General features: G+C 72.7%; 25 protein-coding genes. 10 read left to right on the forward strand and 15 right to left on the reverse strand.

What is annotated here, in order from left to right:
- Positions 1-311: 311 nt before the first annotated feature.
- Positions 312-953: a DNA-3-methyladenine glycosylase gene (locus AC07D6_RS21415; RefSeq protein ID WP_315880501.1), complete on the reverse strand. Its 642-nt coding sequence runs from the start codon at positions 951-953 to the stop codon at positions 312-314.
- A 90-nt stretch (positions 954-1,043) separates the two neighbouring features.
- Between AC07D6_RS21415 and AC07D6_RS21420 the strand changes: the two genes are divergently transcribed.
- From AC07D6_RS21420 to AC07D6_RS21430, 3 genes are all read left to right on the forward strand, one after another.
- Positions 1,044-1,826: a sporulation protein gene (locus AC07D6_RS21420; RefSeq protein ID WP_315880502.1), complete on the forward strand. Its 783-nt coding sequence runs from the start codon at positions 1,044-1,046 to the stop codon at positions 1,824-1,826.
- A 41-nt stretch (positions 1,827-1,867) separates the two neighbouring features.
- Complete coding sequence (locus AC07D6_RS21425; protein WP_479046623.1) at positions 1,868-2,407, forward strand: YbhB/YbcL family Raf kinase inhibitor-like protein; 540 nt, start codon at positions 1,868-1,870, stop codon at positions 2,405-2,407.
- A gap of 152 nt (positions 2,408-2,559) precedes the next feature.
- On the forward strand, positions 2,560-3,081 hold the full coding sequence (locus AC07D6_RS21430) for an HNH endonuclease (protein ID WP_315880504.1): 522 nt from the start codon (positions 2,560-2,562) through the stop codon (positions 3,079-3,081).
- A gap of 54 nt (positions 3,082-3,135) precedes the next feature.
- On the opposite strand, the gene AC07D6_RS21435 is transcribed toward AC07D6_RS21430, so the two are convergent.
- The 4 genes from AC07D6_RS21435 to AC07D6_RS21450 all read right to left on the reverse strand — a co-directional run bounded on the left by AC07D6_RS21435 (position 3,136) and on the right by AC07D6_RS21450 (position 6,447).
- Positions 3,136-3,906 (reverse strand): sulfite exporter TauE/SafE family protein, encoded by a 771-nt coding sequence (locus AC07D6_RS21435; protein WP_315880505.1) that lies wholly within the window; start codon positions 3,904-3,906, stop codon positions 3,136-3,138.
- A gap of 83 nt (positions 3,907-3,989) precedes the next feature.
- Positions 3,990-4,925: an SPFH domain-containing protein gene (locus AC07D6_RS21440; RefSeq protein WP_315880506.1), complete on the reverse strand. Its 936-nt coding sequence runs from the start codon at positions 4,923-4,925 to the stop codon at positions 3,990-3,992.
- Between the two features lie 129 nt (positions 4,926-5,054).
- Entirely contained in the window at positions 5,055-5,483 is a 429-nt protein-coding gene (locus AC07D6_RS21445) for an NfeD family protein (RefSeq protein WP_315880507.1), read from the reverse strand.
- Positions 5,484-5,655: 172 nt separating this feature from the next.
- Positions 5,656-6,447, reverse strand: coding sequence for an ABC transporter ATP-binding protein (locus AC07D6_RS21450; protein ID WP_315880508.1), 792 nt, complete (start codon positions 6,445-6,447; stop codon positions 5,656-5,658).
- A 148-nt stretch (positions 6,448-6,595) separates the two neighbouring features.
- Here AC07D6_RS21450 and AC07D6_RS21455 point away from each other — a divergent pair, with 148 nt between their 5' ends.
- Entirely contained in the window at positions 6,596-7,384 is a 789-nt protein-coding gene (locus tag AC07D6_RS21455; protein ID WP_479046628.1) for a hypothetical protein, read from the forward strand.
- Positions 7,385-7,702: 318 nt separating this feature from the next.
- On the opposite strand, the gene AC07D6_RS21460 is transcribed toward AC07D6_RS21455, so the two are convergent.
- Together AC07D6_RS21460 and AC07D6_RS21465 are read right to left on the reverse strand one after the other, a co-directional pair.
- The gene (locus tag AC07D6_RS21460) at positions 7,703-8,386 is read right to left on the reverse strand and encodes a response regulator transcription factor (RefSeq protein WP_315880510.1); all 684 of its coding nucleotides are present in this window, start codon (positions 8,384-8,386) and stop codon (positions 7,703-7,705) included.
- Positions 8,379-9,524 carry a GAF domain-containing sensor histidine kinase gene (locus AC07D6_RS21465; protein ID WP_315880511.1) on the reverse strand — a complete coding sequence of 382 codons (1,146 nt, stop codon included), beginning with the start codon at positions 9,522-9,524 and terminating at the stop codon, positions 8,379-8,381. The genes AC07D6_RS21460 and AC07D6_RS21465 overlap by 8 nt, the downstream gene beginning before the upstream one ends.
- A 421-nt stretch (positions 9,525-9,945) precedes the next feature.
- Between AC07D6_RS21465 and AC07D6_RS21470 the strand changes: the two genes are divergently transcribed.
- Entirely contained in the window at positions 9,946-10,689 is a 744-nt protein-coding gene (locus AC07D6_RS21470) for a transglycosylase SLT domain-containing protein (protein ID WP_315880512.1), read from the forward strand.
- A 66-nt stretch (positions 10,690-10,755) separates the two neighbouring features.
- Here the strand turns inward: AC07D6_RS21470 and AC07D6_RS21475 are convergent, their stop codons facing one another.
- Positions 10,756-13,308 carry an ABC transporter ATP-binding protein/permease gene (locus AC07D6_RS21475; protein WP_479046631.1) on the reverse strand — a complete coding sequence of 851 codons (2,553 nt, stop codon included), beginning with the start codon at positions 13,306-13,308 and terminating at the stop codon, positions 10,756-10,758.
- A gap of 430 nt (positions 13,309-13,738) precedes the next feature.
- On the opposite strand from AC07D6_RS21475, the gene serB reads away from it, so the two are divergent.
- A complete protein-coding gene (gene serB / locus AC07D6_RS21480; RefSeq protein ID WP_315880514.1) occupies positions 13,739-14,944 on the forward strand; it encodes a phosphoserine phosphatase SerB in 1,206 nt (401 codons plus the stop codon).
- Positions 14,945-15,060: 116 nt separating this feature from the next.
- Here serB and AC07D6_RS21485 read toward each other — a convergent pair whose 3' ends face one another.
- The 4 genes from AC07D6_RS21485 to AC07D6_RS21500 form a co-directional block, all read right to left on the reverse strand.
- Positions 15,061-15,579, reverse strand: a complete 519-nt coding sequence (locus tag AC07D6_RS21485; protein ID WP_315880515.1) for a SixA phosphatase family protein — start codon at positions 15,577-15,579, stop codon at positions 15,061-15,063.
- A gap of 80 nt (positions 15,580-15,659) precedes the next feature.
- Entirely contained in the window at positions 15,660-15,917 is a 258-nt protein-coding gene (locus AC07D6_RS21490; RefSeq protein ID WP_479046635.1) for a hypothetical protein, read from the reverse strand.
- A 126-nt stretch (positions 15,918-16,043) separates the two neighbouring features.
- Positions 16,044-16,160, reverse strand: a complete 117-nt coding sequence (locus tag AC07D6_RS21495; protein WP_315880517.1) for an SGM_5486 family transporter-associated protein — start codon at positions 16,158-16,160, stop codon at positions 16,044-16,046.
- Between the two features lie 17 nt (positions 16,161-16,177).
- Entirely contained in the window at positions 16,178-17,578 is a 1,401-nt protein-coding gene (locus AC07D6_RS21500; protein ID WP_479046638.1) for a CynX/NimT family MFS transporter, read from the reverse strand.
- Between the two features lie 101 nt (positions 17,579-17,679).
- Between AC07D6_RS21500 and AC07D6_RS21505 the strand changes: the two genes are divergently transcribed.
- Positions 17,680-18,372: a FadR/GntR family transcriptional regulator gene (locus AC07D6_RS21505; protein WP_315880519.1), complete on the forward strand. Its 693-nt coding sequence runs from the start codon at positions 17,680-17,682 to the stop codon at positions 18,370-18,372.
- Here AC07D6_RS21505 and AC07D6_RS21510 read toward each other — a convergent pair.
- From AC07D6_RS21510 to fabG, 3 genes are all read right to left on the reverse strand, one after another.
- Positions 18,338-18,700 carry a hypothetical protein gene (locus AC07D6_RS21510; RefSeq protein WP_391654155.1) on the reverse strand — a complete coding sequence of 121 codons (363 nt, stop codon included), beginning with the start codon at positions 18,698-18,700 and terminating at the stop codon, positions 18,338-18,340. The genes AC07D6_RS21505 and AC07D6_RS21510 overlap by 35 nt on opposite strands.
- 147 nt (positions 18,701-18,847) lie before the next feature.
- On the reverse strand, positions 18,848-19,615 hold the full coding sequence (fabI, locus tag AC07D6_RS21515; protein WP_315880521.1) for an enoyl-ACP reductase FabI: 768 nt from the start codon (positions 19,613-19,615) through the stop codon (positions 18,848-18,850).
- Positions 19,616-19,620: 5 nt separating this feature from the next.
- Positions 19,621-20,340, reverse strand: a complete 720-nt coding sequence (gene fabG / locus AC07D6_RS21520; RefSeq protein ID WP_479046641.1) for a 3-oxoacyl-[acyl-carrier-protein] reductase — start codon at positions 20,338-20,340, stop codon at positions 19,621-19,623.
- A gap of 190 nt (positions 20,341-20,530) precedes the next feature.
- On the opposite strand from fabG, the gene AC07D6_RS21525 reads away from it, so the two are divergent.
- The 3 genes from AC07D6_RS21525 (at position 20,531) to tyrS (ending at position 24,935) form a co-directional block, all read left to right on the forward strand.
- Positions 20,531-22,054: a TldD/PmbA family protein gene (locus AC07D6_RS21525; RefSeq protein WP_479046643.1), complete on the forward strand. Its 1,524-nt coding sequence runs from the start codon at positions 20,531-20,533 to the stop codon at positions 22,052-22,054.
- Between the two features lie 168 nt (positions 22,055-22,222).
- Positions 22,223-23,614, forward strand: a complete 1,392-nt coding sequence (locus AC07D6_RS21530) for a metallopeptidase TldD-related protein (protein ID WP_479046645.1) — start codon at positions 22,223-22,225, stop codon at positions 23,612-23,614.
- Positions 23,615-23,666: 52 nt separating this feature from the next.
- Positions 23,667-24,935 carry a tyrosine--tRNA ligase gene (gene tyrS / locus AC07D6_RS21535; protein WP_479046648.1) on the forward strand — a complete coding sequence of 423 codons (1,269 nt, stop codon included), beginning with the start codon at positions 23,667-23,669 and terminating at the stop codon, positions 24,933-24,935.
- The last annotated feature ends 89 nt before the right edge of the window (positions 24,936-25,024 follow it).

Consider the following 25,024-nt stretch of genomic DNA (forward strand, 5'->3'; position numbering starts at 1 on the left):
CCCTCTCGGGCTTTCCTCCGGGCGCTTCCCTTCGGTGTTTCCAACTCTACCAGATCCGTTTTCCGTTCCGTTCCCGGTCCGAATTTCGTATCCAGCGGCCGTTGGAGGGCCTTTCGCCTTTCGACTTCCGCTACTTTAGCGGATTCTTCGCGGTGCTCATAATCGAGCTCCTCGAAATGAATTCCGGCACCCAGAACCCACCCCGCCAGGGGGTAGATCGCTAAGTAGTGGTTTGGCCGCCCCAGGGGTGCTGATACAGCGTGCCCCGGCTCCTGCGGCTCGATCGAGATTAGGCGGCTCGGTGCCGAGAGTCAAGTCCTCCTCCGGCGCGGTGTGTGGGCCCGGTACGGACTCACCGTCGGGTCCCCGTCGATCCAGAAGCGCCACGGGTGCACCGCCCCCTCCCCGCCCACACCGGTACGGGGGCCGTTCCGTACCCGCTCGGGGGCGATCGGGGTCCCCGTCAGTACGGACAGGGGGGAGTCCGGGCCGGCGCAGGCGTCGGTGCCGTCCAGGGTGCGGTCGACGTCCAGGGCCGTGGCGAGGCGGGCCGGGCCCTTGGCCAGCTCCCTGTCGTGCCGGGCCGAGAGGCGCCGGCGGCGGGCCAGCTCGTGGCCCGCGCGGACCTCCCCGGCGCGCAGCAGGACCCCGCTCGCGGTGCCCTCCGGGCCGCACACCAGGTTCAGGCAGTGCCACATCCCGTAGGTGAAGTAGACGTACGCGTGACCGGGCGGGCCGAACATGACGGCGTTCCTCGCCGTGCGGCCCCGGTAGGCGTGGGAGCCGGGGTCCACCTCTCCGGCGTACGCCTCCACTTCCGTGAGGCGGAGCTCGATGGGTCCGTCGTCCGTCGTCCGCACCAGAGTCCGGCCGAGCAGGTCCGGCGCGACCTCCAGTACGGGGCGGTCGAAGAAGTCCCGGGGCAGCGGCGTACGGTCGGGGCGCTCGATCATGTTGAACGAGCGTACTGGGACGGCGCCCGGAACCGGCTACGGTCTTCCGCGCGTACGCGTATGTGAGCTGTGGACCGAGAAGGAGTGGACATGGGCTTCAAGAAGCTGCTCGCGAGCCTGGGGGCGGGCGGGGCCAACGTCGAGACCGTGCTGACCGAGGCGAACGTGGTGCCCGGCGGTGTCGTCCAGGGCGAGGTGCGGATCGAGGGCGGCTCGGTGCCGCAGGAGATCCAGGGCCTGTCGCTCGGGCTGCAGGCGCGGGTCGAGGTCGAGGGCGGCGACCAGGAGGCCAAGCAGGACATCGAGTTCGGCAGGACGCAGATCGGCGGTTCCTTCACCGTCCAGGCCGGGGCCGTGCACGTCGTGCCGTTCGGGTTGGAGATCCCGTGGGAGACCCCCGTCACCTGCATCGCCGGGCAGCAGTTGCGCGGCATGGACATCGGGGTGACGACGGAGCTGGCGATCGCGCGGGCCGTGGACTCCAGCGACCTGGACCCGATCAGCGTGCACCCGCTGCCGGCGCAGCAGGCGATCCTGGACGCGTTCGTCCGGCTGGGCTTCCGGTTCAAGAACGCGGACATGGAGCGGGGGCACATCCGGGGGACGCGACAGCGGCTGCCCTTCTACCAGGAGATCGAGTTCCTGCCGCCGCAGCAGTACCGGGGGCTGAACCAGGTCGAGCTGTCGTTCGTCGCCGACGACCGGGAGATGGACGTCGTGCTGGAGATGGACAAGAAGGGCGGGCTGTTCAGCGAGGGCAGCGACTCGTACCGCTGCTTCGTGGTCGGCTTGAACGACTACCAGGGCACCGACTGGGCGGCGTACCTCAACCAGTGGCTCGCCGATGTCGGTGGGCGCCGCAACTGGCTCTAGGCTCGGAAGATCGAGGTTCCAGAGCGATCGGAGGTTCTGACGTGACCGAGGCGAAGAGGGCGCCGCTCCCCCACGACTTCCACCCGCCGGTGCCGTCGTTCACCGTGGTGAGCGACGACGTCGCGCCCGGGGGCGTGCTGGCGGACGCGCAGGTGTACGCGAAGGGGAACACGTCGCCGCAGCTGCGGTGGGAGGGCTTCCCGGCGGAGACGAAGAGCTTCGCCGTGACGTGCTTCGACCCGGACGCGCCGACGGGCAGCGGTTTCTGGCACTGGGTGCTGTTCGACATCCCGGCGTCCGTGACGGAGCTGCCCGCGGGTGCGGGGGGCGGGAAGTTCGAGGGGCTGCCCGAGGGCGCGGTGCACGCCCGCAACGACTACGGGTCGAAGGACTTCGGCGGCGCCGCGCCGCCGCCCGGGGACGGCCCGCACCGGTACGTGTTCACCGTGTACGCCGTGGACACGGAGAGGCTGGGGCCGGACTCCGACGCGTCGCCGGCGGTCGTCGGTTTCAACCTGCGGTTCCACACGCTGGCGCGCGCGCAGCTCATCGGGGAGTACGAGACGCCCGCGGAGAGCTGAACGTTCACTTCCCGTTCGCCCGCTTCTGGCCCGGGGGAGGCCGGGGGCGGGCATTTTCCGCTCGCGGATATTGCGTTGTCCCGTTCGGTGCCGCCCCGCCAGAGTTGGTCCAGGCGCGTCAGGGGGACGGCCGGCACACGGAGGTGGGCGGAATGCGGGACACGCTGGTTCTCAACGCGAGCTTCGAGCCGCTGTCGACGGTGTCGCTGCACCGTGCGGTGGTGCTGGTGCTGCAGGACAAGGCCGTCGTCGAGCAGGCCCATCCGGGGCTCCGGCTGCGGGCGGCCGCGGTGGAGCTGCCCGTACCGCGGGTGATCAGGTTGTGCCGGTACGTACGGGTGCCGTTCCGAAGACACGCGCCGTGGTCGCGGCGCGGCGTGCTGGTGCGGGACCAGCACCGGTGCGCGTACTGCGGGCGGCGGGCGACGACGGTCGACCACGTGGTGCCGCGGTCGCAGGGCGGTGCGGACAGCTGGCTGAACACGGTCGCGTCCTGCGCGGAGGACAACCACCGCAAGGCGGACCGTACGCCGGAGGAGGCGGGGATGCCGCTGCTGCACCGGCCGTTCGTACCGAGCCCCGCGGACGCGATGCTGCTGGCGCTGCGGGCCGGTGAGCGGGCGGAGCTGCCGGAGTGGCTGGCGGCGCGGCGGCCGGAGGCGTCCGCCGCCTGAGCGTGACCGCGGGTGGAGCCCGCTCCCGGTGTGTCGCCGGGGGCGGGCTCTTCGTCATCGGGTGACGAGCTGGAGGATCGCGGCGCCGCCGATGACGACGATCAGGGCGCGGAGGGCCTTGGCGGGGAGGCGCCGGCCGACGCGTGCGCCGATCTGGCCGCCGATGGTGGAGCCGACGGCGATGAGGGCGACGGCGGTCCAGTCGAAGTGGGCGGCGAAGACGAAGAACAGCGCGGCGATGGTGTTCACGACGGCCGCGAGGATGTTCTTCGCGGCGTTGAGGCGCTGGAGGGTGTCGTCGAGCAGCATGCCCATGAGGGAGAGGTAGATGATCCCCTGGGCGGCGGTGAAGTACCCGCCGTAGACGCTGGCCAGGAGGAGGCCGGTGAAGAGGAGGGGGCCGCCGTGGCGGGCGGTGCCGGTGCGGCCGTTCCGTTCGCGGCGGGCCTGGACGGCCCGGGTGATGCGGGGCTGGAGGATGACCAGGACCAGGGCCAGGGCGACGAGGACGGGGACGATCGTCTCGAAGGCCGTGGAGGGCAGGACGGTGAGGAGGACGGCGCCGCCCAGTCCGCCGACGGCGGCGGCGACGGCGAGGCGCAGGACGCGGTCGCGCTGGCCGGTGAGTTCGGCGCGGTAGCCGATGGCCCCGCTGATGGAGCCGGGGATCAGGCCGAGGGCGTTGGAGACGGTGGCGGTGACCGGCGGGAGGCCGGTGGCCAGGAGGACGGGGAACGTGATGAGCGTGCCCGACCCGACGATCGTGTTGATGGTGCCCGCGCCGATGCCGGCCGCGAAGACGGCGAGCATCTCCCAGAACGTCACTGTGCCCCCGTACGTGATCGGTGGTGGATGAACCGATCATGCACGAGGGCAGTGGGGTGAGTCGACCGGGGTGCGGCCCCCGGTCAGTCGACGGGGGGGTCCTCCCGGCGCCGCTCCTTGGAGGAGGTGTCGAAGCCGGGGGCGCCGTTGCCGAGGTTGCCGAAGGCGCCGGAGAGGCCCTTGAGGGCGTCGCCGATCTCGCTGGGCACGATCCAGAGCTTGTTGGCGTCGCCTTCGGCGATCTTCGGGAGCATCTGGAGGTACTGGTAGGAGAGGAGTTTCTGATCGGGGTCGCCGGCGTGGATGGCTTCGAAGACCGTACGGACCGCCTGGGCCTCGCCCTCGGCGCGCAGGGCCGCCGCCTTGGCCTCGCCCTCGGCGCGGAGGATCGCGGACTGCTTCTCGCCCTCGGCGGTGAGGATCTGGGACTGGCGGATGCCCTCGGCGGTGAGGATCGCGGCGCGCTTGTCGCGGTCGGCGCGCATCTGCTTCTCCATCGAGTCCTGGATGGAGGTGGGCGGCTCGATGGCCTTCAGCTCGACGCGGTTGACGCGGATGCCCCACTTGCCGGTGGCCTCGTCGAGGACGCCGCGGAGGGCGGCGTTGATCTCCTCGCGGGAGGTGAGGGTGCGCTCCAGGTCCATGCCGCCGATGATGTTGCGCAGGGTGGTGACGGTGAGCTGCTCGATCGCCTGGATGTAGCTGGCGACCTCGTACGTCGCGGCGCGGGCGTCGGTCACCTGGTAGTAGATGACCGTGTCGATGTTGACGACCAGGTTGTCCTGGGTGATGACGGGCTGGGGCGGGAAGGGGACGACCTGCTCGCGCAGGTCGATGCGGTTGCGGATCGTGTCGATGAACGGGACGACGATGTTGAGGCCCGCGTTGAGGGTGCGGGTGTAGCGGCCGAAGCGTTCCACGATGGCGGCGCTGGCTTGTGGGATGACCTGGATCGTTTTGATCAGGGCGATGAAGACAAGCACCACCAGAATGACCAGAACGATGATGACTGATGGCATCGTGCTCCCCGTGCCCTTCGCTGCCGGTTGATGTCGGTGATCGATTTTCCCAGACGGCGGGCGGTCATGTGGGCGGTTCGGCCGGTTGTCCCGGTGACCGGCCCTCGCGCGACGGCATGTGACGCGTCGTCATATCACGACGGCGGTCGCCCCGTCGATGTCGACCACGTCGACCTGCTGCCCCGGTTCGAAGACCTGGTCGGGGGCGTAGGAGCGGGCGGACCAGACCTCGCCGGCGAGTTTGACGCGCCCGCCGGAGGCGTCGACCCGTTCCAGGACGACGGCTTGACGGCCTTTCAGGGCGTCGACGCCGGTCGCGTGGCCCGGTTGCCCCTGGCGGTGCCGGGCCGCGATGGGCCGCACGACGGCGAGGAGCGCGACGGAGACGACGACGAAGACGATGACTTGGGCCACCACTCCGAAGCCGAGTCCCGCGGTGAGGGCGCCCGCGACCGCCCCGACGGAGAACATGCCGAATTCGGGCATCGCGGTGATGACGAGCGGGATGCCCAGCCCCACCGCCGCGATCAGCCACCAGACCCATGCGTCGATGTCCACGTCGTCATGGTAGGTGCGCGGGCCCGCCGGGGACAGGGCGCCGAGGGCCCCCGCGGGTGCGCGGGGGCCCTCGGCGCTTCGGTGTTCCGGTGCGTGCCTTCGGTGTTCCGGTGCGTGCCTTCGGCGTTCCGGTGGTTCGGCGTTCCGGTGCCTTCGGAGGCGTGGGGCGGGGTCAGCCGAGCGGGAGGCCCTGGGCGGTGTAGCGGTCGCCGACGCGCTCGACGACGAGGGGCAGGCCGAAGCAGCGGCTGAGGTTGCGGGAGGTGAGCTCGGTCTCGACGGGGCCGGCGGCGAGCACCTTGCCCTGGCGGATCATCAGGACGTGGGTGAAGCCCGGCGGGATCTCCTCCACGTGGTGCGTGACCATGATCATGGAGGGGGCGTACGGGTCGCGGGCGAGGCGGCCGAGGCGGCGGACGAGGTCCTCCCGGCCGCCGAGGTCGAGGCCGGCGGCGGGCTCGTCGAGGAGGAGCAGCTCGGGGTCGGTCATCAGGGCGCGGGCGATGAGGGTCCGCTTGCGCTCGCCCTCGGAGAGGGTGCCGAACCTGCGGTCGAGGAAGTCGGACATGCCGAGGCGGTCGAGGAAGGCGCGGGCGCGGTCCTCGTCGACGGCGTCGTAGTCCTCCCGCCAGGTGGCGGTCATGCCGTACGCCGCGGTGAGGACGGTCTGGAGGACGGTCTGCCGCTTGGGCAGCTTCTCGGCCATGGCGATGCCGGCCATGCTGACGCGGGGGCGCAGGTCGAAGACGTCGACCTTGCCGAGCTGGTCGCCGAGGATGCGGACGGCGCCGCGGGTGGGGAAGAGGTAGGTGGAGGCGACGTTCAGGAGGGTGGTCTTGCCGGCGCCGTTGGGGCCGAGGACGGCCCAGCGCTCGCCTTCCTTGACCGACCAGGAGACCTCGTCCACCAGAGCGCGTCCGTCGCGGACCACGGATACGTCCACCAGCTCCAGTACATCGCTCATGAGCGCGTTGTCTCCCCTTGCGGTCGTTGCTTCGTCGTCGTCCCTCGCGCGGGCCGCCGCGGGAGCGGCGGGCGCAGGTTCCCAGGGAAAACCTACGCCACCGGTGGTGGGGCCCGTACCCGTGGGGCCAGTACCTAGGGTGGGGGCCATGCTTTCGGAACCACGTTCAGGACGGTTGGCCGCATGGGGAAACGCCCTGCTGGCCGGGTTGGTGTCGCCGGACGAGGCGGTGGGCGCGATCGTCGGTGACGACGCACCGCACCGCGTGGAGGGCCTGCCGGGTGAGCCGGGGCCCGTCGGGCTGACCCTGGCGCTGGGGCGGCTGCGGTCGCTGGGGATCACCGGGTGGCGGGTGGCGCTGCCCGCGCCGGGGCATCCGCTGGGGCTCAGCGGGCCGCCGGAGTTCAACGCGCGGGCGCTCGACGCGCAGGAGGCGGCCGTCGGGTACGGGGCCGGGTTCGGGCTCGTGCCGGAGGTGACCGAGGCGGGTCCTGCCGGGGACCTGCACGTGGAGGTCGTGTGGCACTGCCTGCCGGTGCGGGAGGCGCCGCCGGCGGACGTGCCGTCGCTGGGCGAGGCGGAGCGGGAGCTGGCGGAGGCGCTGCGGGAGGCGACGGCGGTGCTGACGCGGCTGAACGTGGCGGCGTCGGGCCCGGTGGCGGAGGCGGCGCTGGACGCGTACCGGGCGCGGGCGCACGCCGGGGGCGAGCTGCTGGCGCCGGGGTACCCCCCGCGGGCGGTTCGGGTGCTGGAGCTGGCGCGGCGGGTGGCGCTGCTGGTCTCGTTGGCGTACGAGAAGGGGCCCGGCGGCGCGGTGAGCGCGTCGGAGATGGCGGCGCGGGCGGAGGCGCTGCGGCCGGTGGAGCGCGTGGCGCGGCGGGCGCAGGTGGCCGCGTTCAACGCGTACGTGGAGGAGCGGGAGCGCGGCCGGCCCTGAGCGGGCGGCGGCCGGTCCCGAGCGGACGGGCGGTCCCGAGCCGGACGGGCGGTCCCGAGCCGGACGGGCGGTCCCGAGCGGACGGGCGGTCCCGAGCGGACGGGCGGTCCCGAGCGGACGGCGGCCGGCCTCCCGGCGGGTGCCGGGGTCCGGTCGGCCGCCGCCCGGCTGGGCGGTGTCCGGGCGGATGGCCGGCCGCCACCCGGGCGGATGGTGCCGGTCGGGCGGATGGTGCCGGTCGGGCGGTGCGGTCGGGCGGTGCGGTCGGGCGGTGCGGTCGGGCGGTGCGGTCGGGCGGTGCGGTCGGGCGGTGCCCGGTCAGGTGGTGAGGCCGTGGCGTACGGCCCACAGGGCGGCCTGGGTGCGGTCGGCGAGGTCCAGCTTCATGAGGATGTTGGAGACGTGCGTCTTGACGGTCTTCTCGGAGAGGACGAGGGCGCGGGCGATCTCCCGGTTGGAGCGCCCGTCGGCGATCAGGCCGAGGACCTCGCGCTCCCGCTCGGTGAGGGAGCCGCTTCGGCCGCCGGATCCGCCGTTCGCCTCGTCCTGGCTGAGCAGCGCCCCGGCCACCTCGGACTGAAGCAGGACGTGCCCCGCGTGGACGGAGCGGATGGCGCCGGCCAGGGCGTCGGGGTCGACGTCCTTGTAGACGTACCCGGCGGCGCCGGCGCGCAGGGCGGGGACGACCGTGCGCTGCTCGGTGAAGCTGGTGACGATCAGCACCTTCGCCGGGTTGCCGAGCTCGCGGAGCCTGCGGAGGGCCTCGATGCCGTCCGTACCGGGCATCTTCACGTCCATGAGGACGACGTCGGGGCGCAGCTCCTCCGTACGGGCGACGCCCTCGGCGCCGTCCGCGGCCTCGCCGACGACCTCGATGTCGTGCTGGACCTCCAGGAACGTGCGCAGCCCGCGGCGGACGACCTGGTGGTCGTCGACGAGGAGGACGCGGATGGCGCGCCCCTCTCCCGCCCTCGCGGAGCCGTCGCTCTCCTTGTCAGCCACCGGGGACCTCCATCTCGATCGTGGTGCCCTCGCCGGGCGCCGAGTGCACGGCGAGTCTGCCGCCGACGCCGCTCGCCCGGTCCCGCATGGAGACGAGGCCCAGGTGGCGGCCGGCGCGGCGGACCGCGCGCGGGTCGAAGCCCCTGCCGTCGTCGGTGACGGTGAGGCGGGCGCCCTGGCCGTGCCGGGCGAGCCGGACGGCGACCTCGCCGGCCCCGGAGTGGCGCAGGGCGTTGTGCAGGGCCTCCTGGGCGACGCGGAGCAGCGCCTCCTCCTGGGAGGCGGGGAGGGCCCGTATGCCGCCCCCGTCGAAGGTGACGTGGGCCGTGTGCGCCCGGTCGAGGACCTGGACGTGCGTACGCAGGGTGTGGACCAGGCCGTCCTCGTCGAGGGCGGCGGGGCGCAGCTCGACGACGGCGGCGCGCAGCTCGTCGGCGGCTTCGGCGGCCAGGGCGGCGACCTGCTGGAGCTCGCCCTTGGCGCGGGCGGGGTCCCGGTCGACGAGGGCGGCGGCGGCCTGGGCGGTCAGCCGCAGGGAGAACAGCTTCTGGCTGACGGCGTCGTGCAGCTCGTGGGCGAGGCGGGAGCGCTCCTCGGCGATGGACAGCTCGCGGCTGCGCTCGTAGAGGCGAGCGTTGGTGAGGGCGATGGCGGCGTGCTGGGCGAGGATGCCGAGCAGCTCCTCGTCCTCGGCGGTGAAACCGCACCCGCCGTCGGATGAGGAGCAGCGCTTGTTCGCGAGGAACAGGGCGGCGATCGTCTCGTCGCCGTCGCGGACGGGCAGGCCGAGGAAGTCCGACATGTCGGGGTGGGTGGTGGGCCAGCCCTCGAAGCGGGGGTCCTCGCGGACGTCGGCGAGGCGCTCGGGCCGCTCGCTGTGGAGCATCGCGGCGAGGACGCCGTGCTGCCGGGGCAGGGGGCCGATGGCCTTCCACTGCTCGTCGCTGACCCCGTCGACCACGAACTGGGCGAAGCCGCCGTGGTCGTCCGGGACGCCGAGCGCGGCGTACTCGGCGTCGAGCAGGTCGCGGGCGGAGGCCACGATCGTCTTGAGGACGTCGCGGACCTCCAGCTGCCTGCTCATCTCTAGCAGGGCCGTGCTCACCGCCGCGAGGCCGGAGCGTGGTCGATCGGTCATGCGTTCACCGTACCCACGGGGGGTGACGGTCCGTATCCGCCTGTGGACGGCGGTGTCTGGGTCCGAGGGCCTAGGTCCTTCCACCCTGTCCCGAAAGGCCCCGGAAAGCGCCTCACACAATGCATTGCTCTCGCAACAGGAAGTGAGACGACAGGGGGGTCGGTGTGAGGCCGCGCATAGGGCCCAGATCACGTACGAGTCTCCGTAGTGGAGCCGTACCGGCGCAGATCAGTGCTGGTCGGGCGCGCGCACGGGACGAGCGGAAGCCACGCTCCACACCTTCTGATCCACTACCCGGGGTCGTACGTCACACCTTTGCCACGGGTTTTTGCTGCCGCTAAGAATTGCAGCCGTCGCCCGCCAAGCCAGGCGCAACGCCGCCGTGGCGTGCGACTCCCGCGATTCGAAGAGGTACGACTGTATGTCCCCGTCCAGCACCCCTGGTCTCAGCCGTCTCAAGAAGAACCACCAGCTCTCCCTCGCCGGCGTGGCCGCCCTCGGTGTCGCCGCCCTCTCCCTCTCCCTGGTCCCGGGCCCCGCCTCGGCCGACGCGGAGGTCAAGGAGGTGGCCGCCGCTCCGGCCGCCGCCTGGAGCGGCTACCGGAGCGCGGAGCTGCAGGCCGGCATCGCCGGGCAGAAGTCGGCGTTCGAGGTGAAGGCCGCCGCCGAGACGAAGGCGAAGGCCGAGACCGCCGCCAAGGTGAAGGCCGCCGCCGCGAAGGCGAAGGCCGCGGCCAAGGCCGAAGCCGCGACCGCCGTGCAGGTGAAGGCCGCCGCCGCCGCGAAGGCGCGCGTCACCACCCAGGCCGCCGCCAGCCGTACCGCCGTGCGCGGGCCGGTCTACGCGAACAACCTCGACGGATGGATCCGCGAGGCGCTCGACATCATGAAGAAGCACAACATCCCGGGTACCTACGAGGGCATCCACCGCAACGTCATGCGGGAGTCCAGCGGCAACCCGAACGCGATCAACGACTGGGACATCAACGCCCGCAACGGCGTCCCGTCGATCGGCCTGCTCCAGGTCATCAAGCCGACGTTCGACGCCTACCACATCCCCGGCACGAAGAAGAGCCAGTGGGACCCGGTCGCCAACATCGTCGCCGCGTGCAACTACGCGGCCGACCGGTACGGCTCCATGGACAACGTCAACAGCGCGTACTGACCCGCACCGACGTGGAAAGGGCGGCACCCCGAGGGGATGCCGCCCTTCACGCGCGCGTGGCGCCGGTCACTTGCGCATGACTTCCGGCTCGTGGCGGCGCAGCAGGCGCGCCACGAGGAAGCCGAGGACGACGGCCATGGCGAGCAGCACCGACACGTTCACGCCCCATTGGCCGACGCTGTGCTCCCACAGCGGATCCAGGTCGGTGGGGTTCTTGTGGTCCCACGGCGGCATGAGGTGCGCCAGGTCGAGGGTCGCGCCCGCGCCGGCGATGGCCCAGCGGGACGGCATGAGCCAGGCGAACTGCTCCAGGCCCGGCGAGCCGTACACCTTGAACAGGATGCCGGTGAAGACGACCTGGACGATCGCGAACATGACCAGCAGCGGCATGGTCTTCTCGGCGGTCTTCACCAGGGCCGAGATGACCAGGCCGACCATCATCGAAGTGAGGCCGAGCGCGATGACGACGACGCACAGCTCGACGGCGGGCGGCATGAGCAGGCCCTCGGCGGGCAGCTCGCGCGGGGTGAAGCCGATGGCGCAGATGATGACGCCCTGGAAGGCCGTGATGAGGCCGAGGACGATCACCTTGGACATCAGGTACGCCGAGCGGGACAGGCCGGTGGCGCGTTCCCGTTCGTAGATCACCCGTTCCTTGATCAGCTCCCGTACGGAGTTGGCTGCGCCCGAGAAGCACATGCCGACCGCGAGGATGAGCATGATCGTTCCGGCGTCGCCGTTGAACCGGGACGGCGGCGTCGGCGGGGCCAGGCCGAAGTCGGCCGGGATGACGACGGAGACCGCGCCCAGGACCGCCGGGAGGATGACCATCAGGGCGAGGAAGCCCCGGTCGGAGGCGATCACCGAGACGTACCGGCGGATCAGGGTCCACAGCTGGGCGCCCCAGCTCTGCGGCTTGGGCGGCTTGGCGGCGGACTGCACCGGCATCTGGACCGGCTGGGCGGCGACGGCGTCGATGTCCGCCGCGTACAGCTGGTAGTGCTGCGAGCCCTTCCAGCGGCCGGCCCAGTCGTAGTCGCGGTAGTTCTCGAAGGCGGAGAAGACGTCCGCCCACGTCTCGTACCCGAAGAAGTTCAGCGCCTCCTCCGGCGGGCCGAAGTAGGCCACCGAACCGCCGGGCGCCATCACCAGCAACTTGTCGCAGAGCGCCAGCTCGGCGACGGAGTGGGTGACGACGAGGACCGTGCGGCCGTCGTCGGCGAGGCCGCGCAGCAGCTGCATGACGTCGCGGTCCATGCCCGGGTCGAGGCCGGAGGTCGGCTCGTCCAGGAAGATCAGGGACGGCTTGGTCAGCAGCTCCAGGGCGACGGAGACGCGCTTGCGCTGGCCACCGGAGAGGGAGGTGACCTTCTTCTCCTTGTGGATGTCGAGCTTCAGCTCGCGCAGCACCTCGTCGATCCGGGCCTCGCGCTCGGCCGGGGCCGTGTCACCGGGGAAGCGGAGCTTCGCCGCGTACCGGAGGGCCTTCTGGACGGTCAGCTCCTTGTGGAGGATGTCGTCCTGCGGGACCAGGCCGATGCGCTGGCGCAGTTCGGCGAACTGCTTGTAGAGGCTGCGGTTGTCGTAGAGGACGTCGCCCTGGTCGGCCGGGCGGTAGCCGGTGAGCGCCTTGAGGAGCGTCGACTTGCCGGAGCCGGACGGGCCGATGACGCCGATCAGCGACTTCTCGGGCACGCCGAAGGAGACGTCCTTCAGGATCTGCTTGCCGCCGTCGACGGTGACGGTGAGGTGGCGGGCCGAGAAGGAGACCTCGCCGGTGTCGACGAACTCCTCCAGGCGGTCGCCGACGATCCGGAACGTCGAGTGGCCGACGCCGACGATGTCGTTCGGGCCGATGAGGACGGTGCCCGACTTGGCGATCGGCTGGCCGTTGACGTACGTGCCGTTGTGCGAGCCGAGGTCGCGCAGTTCGAAGCGGCCGTCCGGGTGCGCGGTGAACTCGGCGTGGTGGCGCGAGACCTGGAGGTCGGAGACGACCAGTTCGTTCTCGAGCGCGCGGCCGATGCGCATGACGCGGCCCAGGGCCAACTGGTGGAAGGTGGTGGGGGCGCGTTCCCCTCCGTGCACGGGGGGCGCGGGCGCCTGGTGGGCCGCCGGGCCGCCGCCCTGCTGGTGCGGGATCTGCTGGTGTTGCTGCCAGCCGGGCTGCTCCTGGTGGTGCTGCGGCGGCTGGTACTGCTGGTGCTGCGGCTGCTGGTAGTGCTGGTGCTGCTGCGGGGCTTGTGCCGCGTGGGCCTGCTGGTCGGGCCAGGGCTGCTGTGCCTGCGGCACCGGGGCGTCGTACGCGCCGGCGGGTACGGGCGCGGCGGCACCGGCGAAGTCCAGCCGCGGGCCGTCGGTGGCGTTGCCCAGGTGCACGGCGGCACCCGGTCCGATTTCCATCTGGTGGATCCGCTGGCCCTGCACATAGGTTCCGTTGGTGGAGCCGTGGTCTTCGATGACCCAACTCCGGCCCCCCCAGCTCACCGTGGCGTGCCGCCACGAGACCCTGGCGTCGTCGATCACCACGTCACCCTGCGGGTCCCGCCCGAGGGTGTACGACCTGGACGGATCGAGGGTCCAGGTCCTTCCGTTCAGTTCCAGTACGAGTTCCGGCACTCCATGCCCCACGTAGTTTTCCCCCGAGGTACCCCCGTCGCTGGGAGTCTAGGGATGGCGAACATCGAGGTGGAACTATTTCAGGCCCGGTCCCCGATCCGAAAGTCGGGCGGCGCGAAGACCGTGGGCGTCCCGGGGGAACCGCGGCCGGCCGGCCCGGCGAATGGGGCGGGCGGTCCCCTACCCGGGCATCCCGCCTCCCCGTCCCGGCGGTGGCCGCGCCGGCGGTAATCCCCGGACCCGCCTCGCACCCCTGACGCCGCCGCGTGTCCCGCCGTCTTGTCCCGGCCAGGGACCCGGGCGGGCCCCGCCGCGTCCGTGCGGGGCGGGCCGGGGCCGGGCGGCGCCCCGGGGCCGTGCCGCGGCAGGGTGTCCGCTGGGCGGGATGGGGGCGGTGGGCGTGCGGCGGGCCGGATACGGTGGAGGGACCATGAGCGCATCACAGACCTCAGACGTCCCCACCCTTCTCGTGAAGATCTTCGGGAAGGACCGTCCCGGGATCACCGCCGGGCTGTTCGACACCCTTGCCGCGTTCTCCGTCGACGTCGTCGACATCGAGCAGGTCGTCACCCGCGGCCGTATCGTCCTGTGCGCGCTCGTCACCGAGCCGACCGTCAGCACGGAGGGCGAACTGCGGGCCACGGTCCACAGCTGGGCCGAGTCGCTGAAGCTCCAGGCGGAGATCATCTCCGGTACCGGCGACAACCGGCCCCGCGGTCACGGCCGTTCCCACGTGACCGTCCTCGGGAACCCGCTGACCGCGGAGACCTCGGCGGCCATAGCGGCCACGATCACCCGCACCGGCGGCAACATCGACCGCATCTTCCGGCTGGCCAAGTACCCGGTGACCGCCGTGGAGTTCGCCGTCTCCGGCGTGGAGACCGAACCGCTGCGCACCGCGCTCGCCACCGAGAGCCACGAGCGGGGCGTGGACGTGGCCGTCGTGTCGGCCGGGCTGCACCGGCGGGCGCAGCGGCTGGTGGTCATGGACGTCGACTCGACGCTGATCCAGGACGAGGTCATCGAGCTGTTCGCCGCCCACGCGGGGTGCGAGAACGAGGTCGCGGAGATCACCGCGGCGGCGATGCGCGGCGAGCTGGACTTCGAACAGTCGCTGCACGCGCGCGTGGCGCTGCTGGAGGGGCTGGACGAGTCGGTCGTGGACAAGGTGCGCGCCGAGGTGCGGCTGACGCCCGGCGCCCGCACGCTGATCCGCACACTGAAGCGACTCGGCTACCAGGTCGGTGTGGTGTCCGGTGGGTTCACGCAGGTCACGGACGACCTGAAGGTGCGGCTCGGCCTGGACTTCGCGTCCGCCAACACGCTGGAGATCGTCGACGGCAGGCTGACCGGCCGGGTGACCGGCGAGATCGTGGACCGGGCGGGGAAGGCGCGGCTGCTGCGCCGGTTCGCGGCGGAGGCGGGCGTACCGCTCGCGCAGACCGTGGCGATCGGCGACGGCGCGAACGACCTGGACATGCTGAACACGGCCGGTCTCGGCGTGGCCTTCAACGCCAAGCCGGTGGTCCGCAGGGCGGCCGACACCGCGGTCAGCGTGCCGTTCCTGGACACCGTGCTGTACCTGCTCGGCATCACCCGCGAAGAGGTCGAGGCGGCGGACGCCGAGCCGGCCTGACCCGGTACGCGAGGACGAGCCGGGACGACGGCGGCCCGGGCACCCGCGCGGTGCCCGGGCCGCCGTCGCCGGGCCGTGGGCACCGGGCCGTGCTGCGGGCGACCGGGCCGCGGGCGTCACATGTGGGGCGCCCAGAAGCTCACGAGCCTGCCGACACCGTGCTCCACGGACTTCCAGTCGCCGTCGAACGTGAGGACGGCGAGGGCGGAGGTCGGGAAGCCGCTGCGGTTCATCCTGGCCAGGATGTCGCCCTCGGCCTCGCCGGCGAGGGCGTCGGCGAGGGCGTGGATGCCGGGGTTGTGCCCGACGACGAGGAGGTCCCGCACCTCGTCGGGCGTCTCGTTGAGCACCGCGATCAGTTCGCCGAGGGACGCTTCGTAGAGGCGCTCGTCGTAGACGGTCCTGGGCCGCTGGGGCAGCTCGGGGACCACCAGCTTCCACGTCTCGCGGGTGCGCACGGCGGTCGAGCACAGGGTCAGGTCGGGGGTGATGCCGGCACCGGCGAGCCAACGCCCGGCGACGGGCGCGTCCTGGCGGCCGCGGTCGGCGAGCGGACGCTCGTGGTCGGAGTCCTGGGACCACTCGGCCTTCGCATGCCGGAGCAGCACGATCCTGCGAGGTGTATCGACGCTCATGTCCTCCAGCTTCGCACGAAACGCACCCCGTGGCGCAGGGTGTTGACGTCTTCGACCTGCGCGGGTGAGCGGGTGGGACGCTAGTCCGCGACGGTGTGCCGGACCTGTTCGAGGAACCGGCCCACGGCGGGCTCGCCGTCCGTCGCGCGGGCCTGCCCCGGCCCGGCGAGGAGGAGGAACAGCGCGGCGAAGGCGGCGACGGGGAGGACGACGGCCCACCAGGGCAGCCGGGCGTCCGCACCGCCGTCGCCGGGACCGGTGCCCGTACCGCCGCCGGTGCCGCCGGCAATGGCAGTGGCGGTGGCGGCGCGGGCTGGGGTGGGTGTGCGGGCCGACATGGTCGCCTCCGTCGTCGCGGGTCCGTGGTGCGTGGCGGCTTCCACGCTACGGAGCCCCCGCGGGGCGCCCATCCGGTGTTCCACCCAGGTGACCCCGACTCCGCCCCTAAGGGGCGGAGGGGGCGGTCAGGGCGAGACGATCGAGGCGAGGACTCCGATCACCACGCCGATCGCGAGCATGGCGCCGAAGACGGCGAGGAGCTTCTTCTGGCCGTTCTGGGGGTTCGGGTCGAGCACAGGCATGGTGCCAGTCTCGCACCTCACGCCTCGTCCTCGATCGTCCGGTCCCGCCCGGCCAGCACACCGGCCGCCACCTGGGGCACGATCAGGGCCGCCATCAGGGTGAGCGGGGCGGTCCAGCCGCCGCTGTGCTGGTACAGGGCGCCGACGAGGATCGGCCCGGGGACCGACAGGAGGTACCCGGCGCACTGGGCGAAGGCGGAGAGCCGTACGACGCCGGTGTCCGTCCGGGCCCGCATGCCGATCATGGTGAGGACGAGCGGGAAGGCGCAGTTCGAGATGCCGAGCAGGACCGCCCAGAGCCAGGCGCCGGCGGCCGGCGCGGCGAGCAGCCCGGCGTACCCGGCGAGCCCGGCCAGGCCGAGGGCGATCACGATCGGGCCCTGCTGCCGCATCCGGCCGGCGACGCGCGGGATGACGAAGGCGAGCGGGACGCCCATGACCATGGTGACGGCCAGCAGGACGCCGGCGGTCCCGGCGGGGACGCCCGCGTCGCGGAAGATCTGCGGGAGCCAGCCCATGGTGATGTACGCGCCGGTGGCCTGGAGGCCGAAGAAGCAGGCGAGCGCCCAGGCCGTACGGCTCCGGGCCACGCGCGGCCCGGCCGCCGGGGCGGCACCCGCGGAAGGAGCGGCACCCGCGGAGGAGGAGGCACCCGCGGAAGGAGCGGCGCCCGCGGAGGAGGAGGCACCGGCGGAGGGGGCGGCGTCCCCGGAGGGGGCGGGGCGGGTGGACGTGCGGTGGCCCCGTACGACCGGGATCCAGGGCAGGGCCGCGAGGACGGCCAGGATCGCCCACACGCCCAGGCCGGCGCGCCAGCCGCCGCCCAGGGCCGAGGTGAGCGGGACGGTGACGGCCGCGGCGAGGGAGGTGCCCAGGGCCAGGGCCATCGAGTACAGGCCGGTCATCGTCCCGACGCGGTCGGGGAAGTACCGCTTGACGATGACGGGCATCAGCACGTTGCTGAGGGCGATGCCCATCAGGGCGAGGGCACTCGCGGCGAGGAAGCCCGGCGTGCCGCCGGCGAAGGGGCGGACGGCCACGCCGACGGCGATCGCCACCATGCCCGCGCAGACGACCGCGGCCCCGCCGAAGCGGCGGGCGAGGCGCGGCGCGGCGATCCCGAAGACGGCGAAGCACAGCGGCGGCACGGAGGTGAGGAGGCCCGCGACCCCGCCGCTCATGTGGAGGCCGGTGCGGACCTCCTCCAGGAGCGCGCCGAGGCTGGTGATGGCCGGGCGGAGGTTGAGGGCGGCGAGGACGAGGCCGACGACGAGGAGGCGGGTGAGCCACGCGCTGGGGGGCGCCACCGCGGTGGCCGGCACGGACCGCGCGGCCGGGCCGGTCGGGGCGGGCGGGTCGGCGGGGCGGGTGAGCGTGCGGGCGGGGCTGTGCGTCGGGGTCTGCGGCTCGTCGGACATGCGCCCATCATAGAATCATGGGATGATTGGTTGTCCAATCATGAACGACCTTTGGCCGAACCCCTCCCGACGCCCAGACGACGCCCAGACGAGGAAGAACCATGGCGCTCAGCTCGCCCCGCCGGTCCGCGCTCTCCGACCAGGTGATCGCGCAGCTGCGGAACCAGATCACCTCCGGCGAGTGGCCGGTCGGCTCGCGCATCCCCACCGAACCGGAGCTGGTGGAGCAGTTGGGCGTCGCCCGCAACACCGTCCGCGAGGCGGTGCGGGCGCTCGCGCACAACGGCCTGCTGGACATCCGCCAGGGCTCCGGGACGTACGTCGTCGCGACGAGCGAGCTGGCCGGGGTGATGCACCGCCGCTTCGCCGACGCGGACCCCCGGCACGTCGCCGAGCTGCGCTCCACGCTGGAGTCGTCGGCGGCGCGGCTGGCCGCCCAGCGCCGCACCGAGCGGGACCTCCAGCAGATGGAGACGCTGCTCGCGCGGCGCGAGGAGGCGTGGGAGACGGGCGACGCCGACCTGTTCGTGGCGGCGGACGCGACCTTCCACCTCGCCGTGGTCGCGGCCTCGCACAACGACGTGCTGACCGAGCTGTACGCCGACCTCGGGCACCTGATGCGCGCGTGGCTCCGCGACGACGTGGGGCAGGAGCTGCGCCCGGAGCACCACATGGACCACGCGCGGCTGGTGGAGGCGATCCGCGCCGGCGACGCCGACGTGGCGGCGGAGGAGGCGGCGGGCTACCCGTTCATGTGCCTCAGGAGCCCGGGCCCGGAAGGGGATCGTGGCTGATCCAGGCGGCCCGGACCTCCTTCCAGCACCGCGCGGTCAGCTCGACGTAGGCGGTGGCCCGCACCTCGACCGGGGCGCTGTCGGCGTCGACGTCCCACCAGCGGGCGCACTCGACGTGCAGCCGTACGCGATCGGTGCGGGGATAGGGGTTGTGGCAGTACGCGGTGGCGCGGGAGCCCTCGACCTCGGTGCGGCACGACGCGCCCGCGCGCTCCCGCCGGTCGTCCGCCGCGGCGGGACCCGCCGTGGCGGCGGGGCCCGCGAGCAGGGCGGGGGCGAGAACCGACGCGGCGGTCAGAGCCGCCGCCCGGTGGTGTCGTATCGCCACGGCCACACCTCCTCCCCGGGCGCCGGGAGGCGACGCCGCCCGGCATGACCAGTGTGCCGTACACGCGCCGGGGCCGCGCGCCGATCGGGTGACGGTCACGCGGCCCCGGGGCGGGGTCGCCGGAGCGGGCGGGGTGGGTACGGAGGGTCAGGCACCCATGATGTGGACGCCGCCGTCCACGTGGACGATCTCGCCGGTGGTCTTCGGGAAGAAGTCCGACAGCAGGGCGACGACACCGCGGCCGGCCGGCTCCGGGTCCGACATGTCCCAGGCGAGCGGGGAGCGCTCGTCCCAGACCTTGGCCAGCTCGCCGAAGCCCGGGATGGACTTGGCGGCCATCGAGCCGATCGGGCCGGCGGAGATCAGGTTGCAGCGGACGTTCCGCTCGCCGAGGTCCCGCGCCAGGTAGCGGCTGGTGGCCTCCAGGGCGGCCTTGGCCGGGCCCATCCAGTCGTACTGCGGCCAGGCGAACTGCGCGTCGAAGGTCAGGCCGACCACCGAGCCGCCGTTCTCCATCAGGGGGAGGCAGGCCATGGTCAGCGACTTCAGCGAGAACGCCGAGACGTGCATCGCCGTGGCGACCGACTCGAACGGCGTGTGGAGGAAGTTGCCGCCCAGCGCGTCCTGCGGGGCGAAGCCGATGGAGTGGACGACGCCGTCCAGGCCGCCGAGCTCCCCGCGGACGACCTCCTCGACCCGGCCGAGGTGCTCGTCGTTGGTGACGTCCAGCTCGAAGACCCTGGCCGGCTTGGGCAGCTTCTTGGCGATGCGCTCGGTGAGGGTGGGGCGGGGGAACGCGGTCAGGATGACCTCGGCGCCCTGCTCCTGGGCCACCTTGGCGGTGTGGAACGCGATGGACGACTCCATCAGCACACCGGTGACGAGGATGCGCTTGCCCTCGAGAATTCCGCTCATGTGACTCAGTGACCCATGCCCAATCCGCCGTCAACCGGGATGACGGCTCCAGTGATGTACGAGGCGTCGTCCGACGCCAGGAAGCGCACCGCGGCCGCGATCTCCCCGGGCTGCGCGTAGCGGCCCAGCGGCACCTGCGCGACGATGCCCGCGCGCTGCTCGTCGGTGAGCACCTGGGTCATGTCGGTGTCGACGAAGCCGGGCGCCACGACGTTGAAGGTGATGTTGCGGGAGCCGAGCTCCCGGGCGAGCGAGCGGGCGAAGCCGACGAGGCCGGCCTTGGAGGCGGCGTAGTTGGCCTGGCCCGCCGAGCCGAGCAGCCCGACGACGGACGAGATGAGCACGACCCGGCCCTTCTTGGCGCGCAGCATGCCGCGGTTGGCCCGCTTCACGACGCGGAAGGCGCCCGTCAGGTTCGTGTCGAGGACGGAGGTGAAGTCGTCCTCGGACATCCGCATGAGGAGCTGGTCCTTGGTGACGCCGGCGTTGGCGACGAGGACCTCCACGGGGCCGTGCTTCTCCTCGATCTCCTTGTAGGCGGTCTCCACCTGCTCGGAGTCGGTGATGTCGCACCGCACGGCCAGGCAGCCCCGTTCCACGAGCTCGGCGGGCGGCTCGCCGGACCGGTACGTGAACGCGACCTTGTCTCCGGCGTCGGCGAAAGTGCGGGCGATGGCGAGGCCGATGCCCCGGTTGCCTCCGGTGACGAGAACCGAGCGGCTCATCGGATCACCCTTTCGATAGCGGTCTGGTACCCGTTGAAACTATCGCCACGACCGGCCATCGACCGAATCCGCCCCCGACAGCGCCTCGGTGCCCTGACTGTCGGATCTCTACAGTCGGCGTTCCCCTGCGCCATAGTGATCGCCATAGTGGTGACGACGGACGCGACCACGTGTGAAGGGAAGGCCGCCTGTGGCCCATGACATCGATGAGGCGTTCCTCGCCCTGCCCCTGCGGGCGCTCGCGGACGCGGCGCTCGCACGGGCCAGGGCGCTCGGCGCCGAGCACGCCGACTTCCGGTTCGAGCGGGTGCGCAGCGCCTCCTGGCGGCTGCGGGACGCGAGGCCGGCCGGATCGTCGGACACGACGGACCTGGGGTACGCGGTGCGGGTGGTGCACGGCGGGGCGTGGGGGTTCGCCTCGGGCGTCGACCTCTCCATGGACGCCGCCGCGAAGGTCGCCTCCCAGGCGGTGGCCATGGCGAAGCTGTCGGCGCGGGTGATCGCGGCCTCCGGGAGCGGGGAGAGGGTGGAGCTGGCGGACGAGCCGGTGCACGCGGACCGGACGTGGGTCTCCTCGTACGAGATCGACCCGTTCTCCGTGCCGGACGCCGACAAGGCCGGACTGCTGGCGGAGTGGAGCGCGCGGCTGCTGCGCGCGGAGGGCGTGGCGCACGTGGACGCGTCGCTGCTGACCGTCCACGAGAACAAGTTCTACGCGGACACGGCGGGGACGGTCACCACGCAGCAGCGGGTGCGGCTGCACCCGCAGCTGACGGCGGTCGCGGTGGACGGGACGAGCGGCGAGTTCGAGTCGATGCGGACGCTGGCGCCGCCGGCCGGGCGCGGCTGGGAGTACCTGACGGGCACCGGCTGGGACTGGGACGCGGAGCTGGAGGAGATCCCGGCGCTGCTGACCGAGAAGATGCGGGCGCCGAGCGTGGAGGCGGGGACGTACGACCTGGTCGTCGACCCGTCGAACCTGTGGCTGACGATCCACGAGTCGGTCGGGCACGCGACCGAGCTGGACCGGGCGCTGGGGTACGAGGCGGCGTACGCGGGCACGTCGTTCGCGACCTTCGACCGGCTGGGCGAGCTGCGGTACGGCTCGCCCGTGATGAACGTGACGGGCGACCGCACGGCGGAGCACGGGCTCGCGACGATCGGGTACGACGACGAGGGCGTCGAGGCGCAGTCCTGGGACCTGGTGCGGGACGGGGTGCTGGTCGGCTACCAGCTGGACCGGCGGATCGCGCGGCTGACGGGGCTGGGCCGGTCCAACGGGTGCGCGTTCGCGGATTCGCCCTCGCACGTGCCGGTGCAGCGGATGGCGAACGTGTCGCTGCTGCCGGAGCCGGGCGGGCTGTCGACGGAGGACCTGATCGGCGGCGTCGAGCGGGGCGTCTACGTGGTCGGCGACCGGTCGTGGTCGATCGACATGCAGCGGTACAACTTCCAGTTCACCGGGCAGCGGTTCTTCCGCATCGAGAACGGCCGGCTGGCGGGGCAGCTGCGGGACGTGGCGTACCAGGCGACGACGACGGACTTCTGGGGGTCGCTGGAGAAGGTCGGCGGTCCGCAGACGTACGTCCTGGGCGGCGCCTTCAACTGCGGCAAGGCCCAGCCGGGGCAGATCGCGGCGGTCTCGCACGGCTGCCCCTCCGCCCTGTTCCGGGGCGTGAACATCCTCAACACGGCGCGGGAGGCGGGTCGATGAGCGGGCGGAACGAGGTCTGCCGGGGGTCCGGGGGACGCCCCCCGGGCAAGCACAGTCTCCACACGGCGCGGGAGGCGGGTCGATGAGCGGGCGGAACGAGGTCTGCCGGGGGTCCGGGGGACGCCCCCCGGGCAAGCACAGTCTCCACACGGCGCAGGAGGCCGGTCGATGAGTCGCGTGAGTAAGCCGTACGAGATCGTGGAGCGGGCGCTGGAGCTGTCGCGCGCCGACGGGTGCGTCGTCCTCGCGGACGAGCACTCCTCCGCGAACCTGCGCTGGGCCGGGAACGCCCTGACCACCAACGGCGTCACCCGGGGGCGCACGCTCACGGTCGTCGCGACGGTCGACGGGGCCGAGGGCACGGCGTCGGGCGTGGTGTCCAGGTCGGCGGTGACCGCCGACGAGCTGGAGCCGCTGGTGCGGGCGGCGGAGGCGGCGGCGCGCGCGGCGGGCCCCGCCGAGGACGCGCAGCCGCTGGTCGCCGGGGTCCCGGAGTCGCCGGGCTTCCGGGACGCGCCGGCCGAGACGTCGTCGGAGGTGTTCGGGGAGTTCGCACCGGCGCTGGGCGAGGCCTTCGGCCGGGCCCGGGCCGGGGGGCGCGAGCTGTACGGGTTTGCCAGCCACGAGCTGACCTCCACGTACCTGGGCACGTCCACGGGGCTGCGGCTGCGGCACGACCAGCCGAACGGGACGCTGGAGCTGAACGCGAAGTCACCGGACCGCACGCGCTCGGCGTGGGCCGGGCGGGCCACGCGGGACTTCGCGGACGTGGACCCGCTGGCGATGGACGAGGACCTGGCGCGGCGGCTGGGCTGGGCGCGACGTCGGGTGGAGCTGCCGGCGGGCCGTTACGAGACGCTGCTGCCGCCGACCGCGGTGGCGGACCTGCTGGTCTACCAGCAGTGGTCGGCGACGGCCCGGGACGCGGCGGAGGGCCGGACGGTGTTCTCCCGGCCGGGCGGCGGCACCCGGGTCGGGGAGCGGCTGGCGTCGCTGCCGCTGACGCTGCGCAGCGACCCCGCGGAGCCGGGCCTGGAGTCGGCGCCGTTCGTGATCGCGCACACGTCGGGCGACGACGCGTCGGTGTTCGACAACGGGCTGCCGCTGGAGCCGGTCGACTGGATCCGGGAGGGTCGGCTGGAGCGGCTGGTCACGACCCGGCACAGCGCGGCGCTGACCCGGTCGCCGGTGGCTCCGGGCCCGGGCAACCTCGTCCTGGAGGGCGGGGGCGACCGGTCGCTGGAGGAGATGGTGGCCGCGACCGGGCGGGGACTGCTGCTGACCTGCCTCTGGTACATCCGCGAGGTCGACCCGGCGACGCTGCTGCTGACCGGTCTGACCAGGGACGGCGTGTACCTGGTCGAGGGCGGCGAGGTGGTCGCCGAGGTGAACAACTTCCGGTTCAACGAGTCGCCGGTGGACCTGCTCGGACGGGTGTCCGAGGCGGGGCGGACGGAGCGGACGCTGCCGCGGGAGTGGGGCGACTGGTTCACGCGGGCCGCGATGCCGCCGCTGCGGGTGCCGGATTTCCACATGAGTTCGGTCAGCCAGGGCGTCTGACGCCCATAGACTGGCGGGACCGACCGCTATCCATCGAGGAGGCAAGAGACCCGTGACGGACATCGTCGACGAGCTCAAGTGGCGCGGGCTGTTCGCCCAGTCCACCGACGAGGAGGCCCTGCGCAAGGCTCTCGCGGACGGTCCGGTCACGTTCTATTGCGGCTTCGACCCGACCGCCCCCAGCCTGCACGTGGGACATCTGGTGCAGGTGCTCACCATGCGCCGGCTCCAGCTGGCGGGCCACCGCCCGCTGGCGCTGGTGGGCGGGGCGACGGGGCAGATCGGCGACCCCAAGCCGACCGCCGAGCGCACGCTGAACTCCCCGGAGACGGTCGCGGCGTGGGTGGAGCGGGTGCGCTCGCAGATCGAGCCGTTCCTGTCCTTCGAGGGCGACAACGCGGCCACGATGGTCAACAACCTCGACTGGACGGGCGGGATGTCCGCCATCGAGTTCCTGCGGGACGTCGGCAAGCACTTCCGGGTCAACAAGATGCTCACCAAGGACTCGGTGGCCCGGCGCCTGGAGTCCGAGCAGGGCATCAGCTACACCGAGTTCTCGTACCAGCTGCTCCAGGGCATGGACTTCCTGGAGCTGTACCGGCGGTACGGCTGCGTCCTCCAGCAGGGCGGCAGCGACCAGTGGGGCAACCTCACGGCCGGGCTCGACCTGATCCACCGCCTGGAGCCGGAGGCGGAGGCGCACGCGCTGGCGACGCCGCTGATGACGAAGGCGGACGGCACCAAGTTCGGCAAGACCGAGGGCGGCGCCGTCTGGCTGGACCCGGAGATGACCACGCCGTACGCGTTCTACCAGTTCTGGCTGAACGTGGACGACCGGGACGTCTCGCGGTACATGCGGATCCTCAGCTTCAAGAGCCGCGAGGAGCTGGAGGAGCTGGAGAAGGTCACCGAGGAGCGCCCGCAGGCCCGTACGGCGCAGCGCGCGCTGGCCGAGGAGCTGACCGCGCTGGTGCACGGCGCGGAGCAGTGCGCCGCCGTGATCGCCGCGTCGAAGGCGCTGTTCGGCCAGGGCGAGCTGGCGGAGCTGGACGAGGCGACGCTGGCGGCGGCGCTGGCGGAGCTGCCGAGGGTCGCGGTCGCGGAGCCGGGCCCGGTGGTGGACCTGTTCGCCGAGGTCGGCCTCGCACCGAGCAAGTCGGCGGCGCGGCGCACGGTGAAGGAGGGCGGCGCCTACGTGAACAACGTGAAGGTGACCGCCGAGGACGCCGAGGTGTCCGCCGGTGACCTGCTGCACGGGCGCTGGCTCGTGCTGCGCCGGGGCAAGAAGAACCTGGCGGCGGTCGAGGTCACGGCCGGCTGAACCGGCCGGGCGGGCGGATGCCGCGTCGAGCGGGCGGGCGGCCCGGGAGCTTCGCGCTCCCGGGCCGCCCCCGTTCGTGTCGGTGCCCG

This window comes from Streptomyces sp. NPDC045287 (assembly GCF_056432325.1).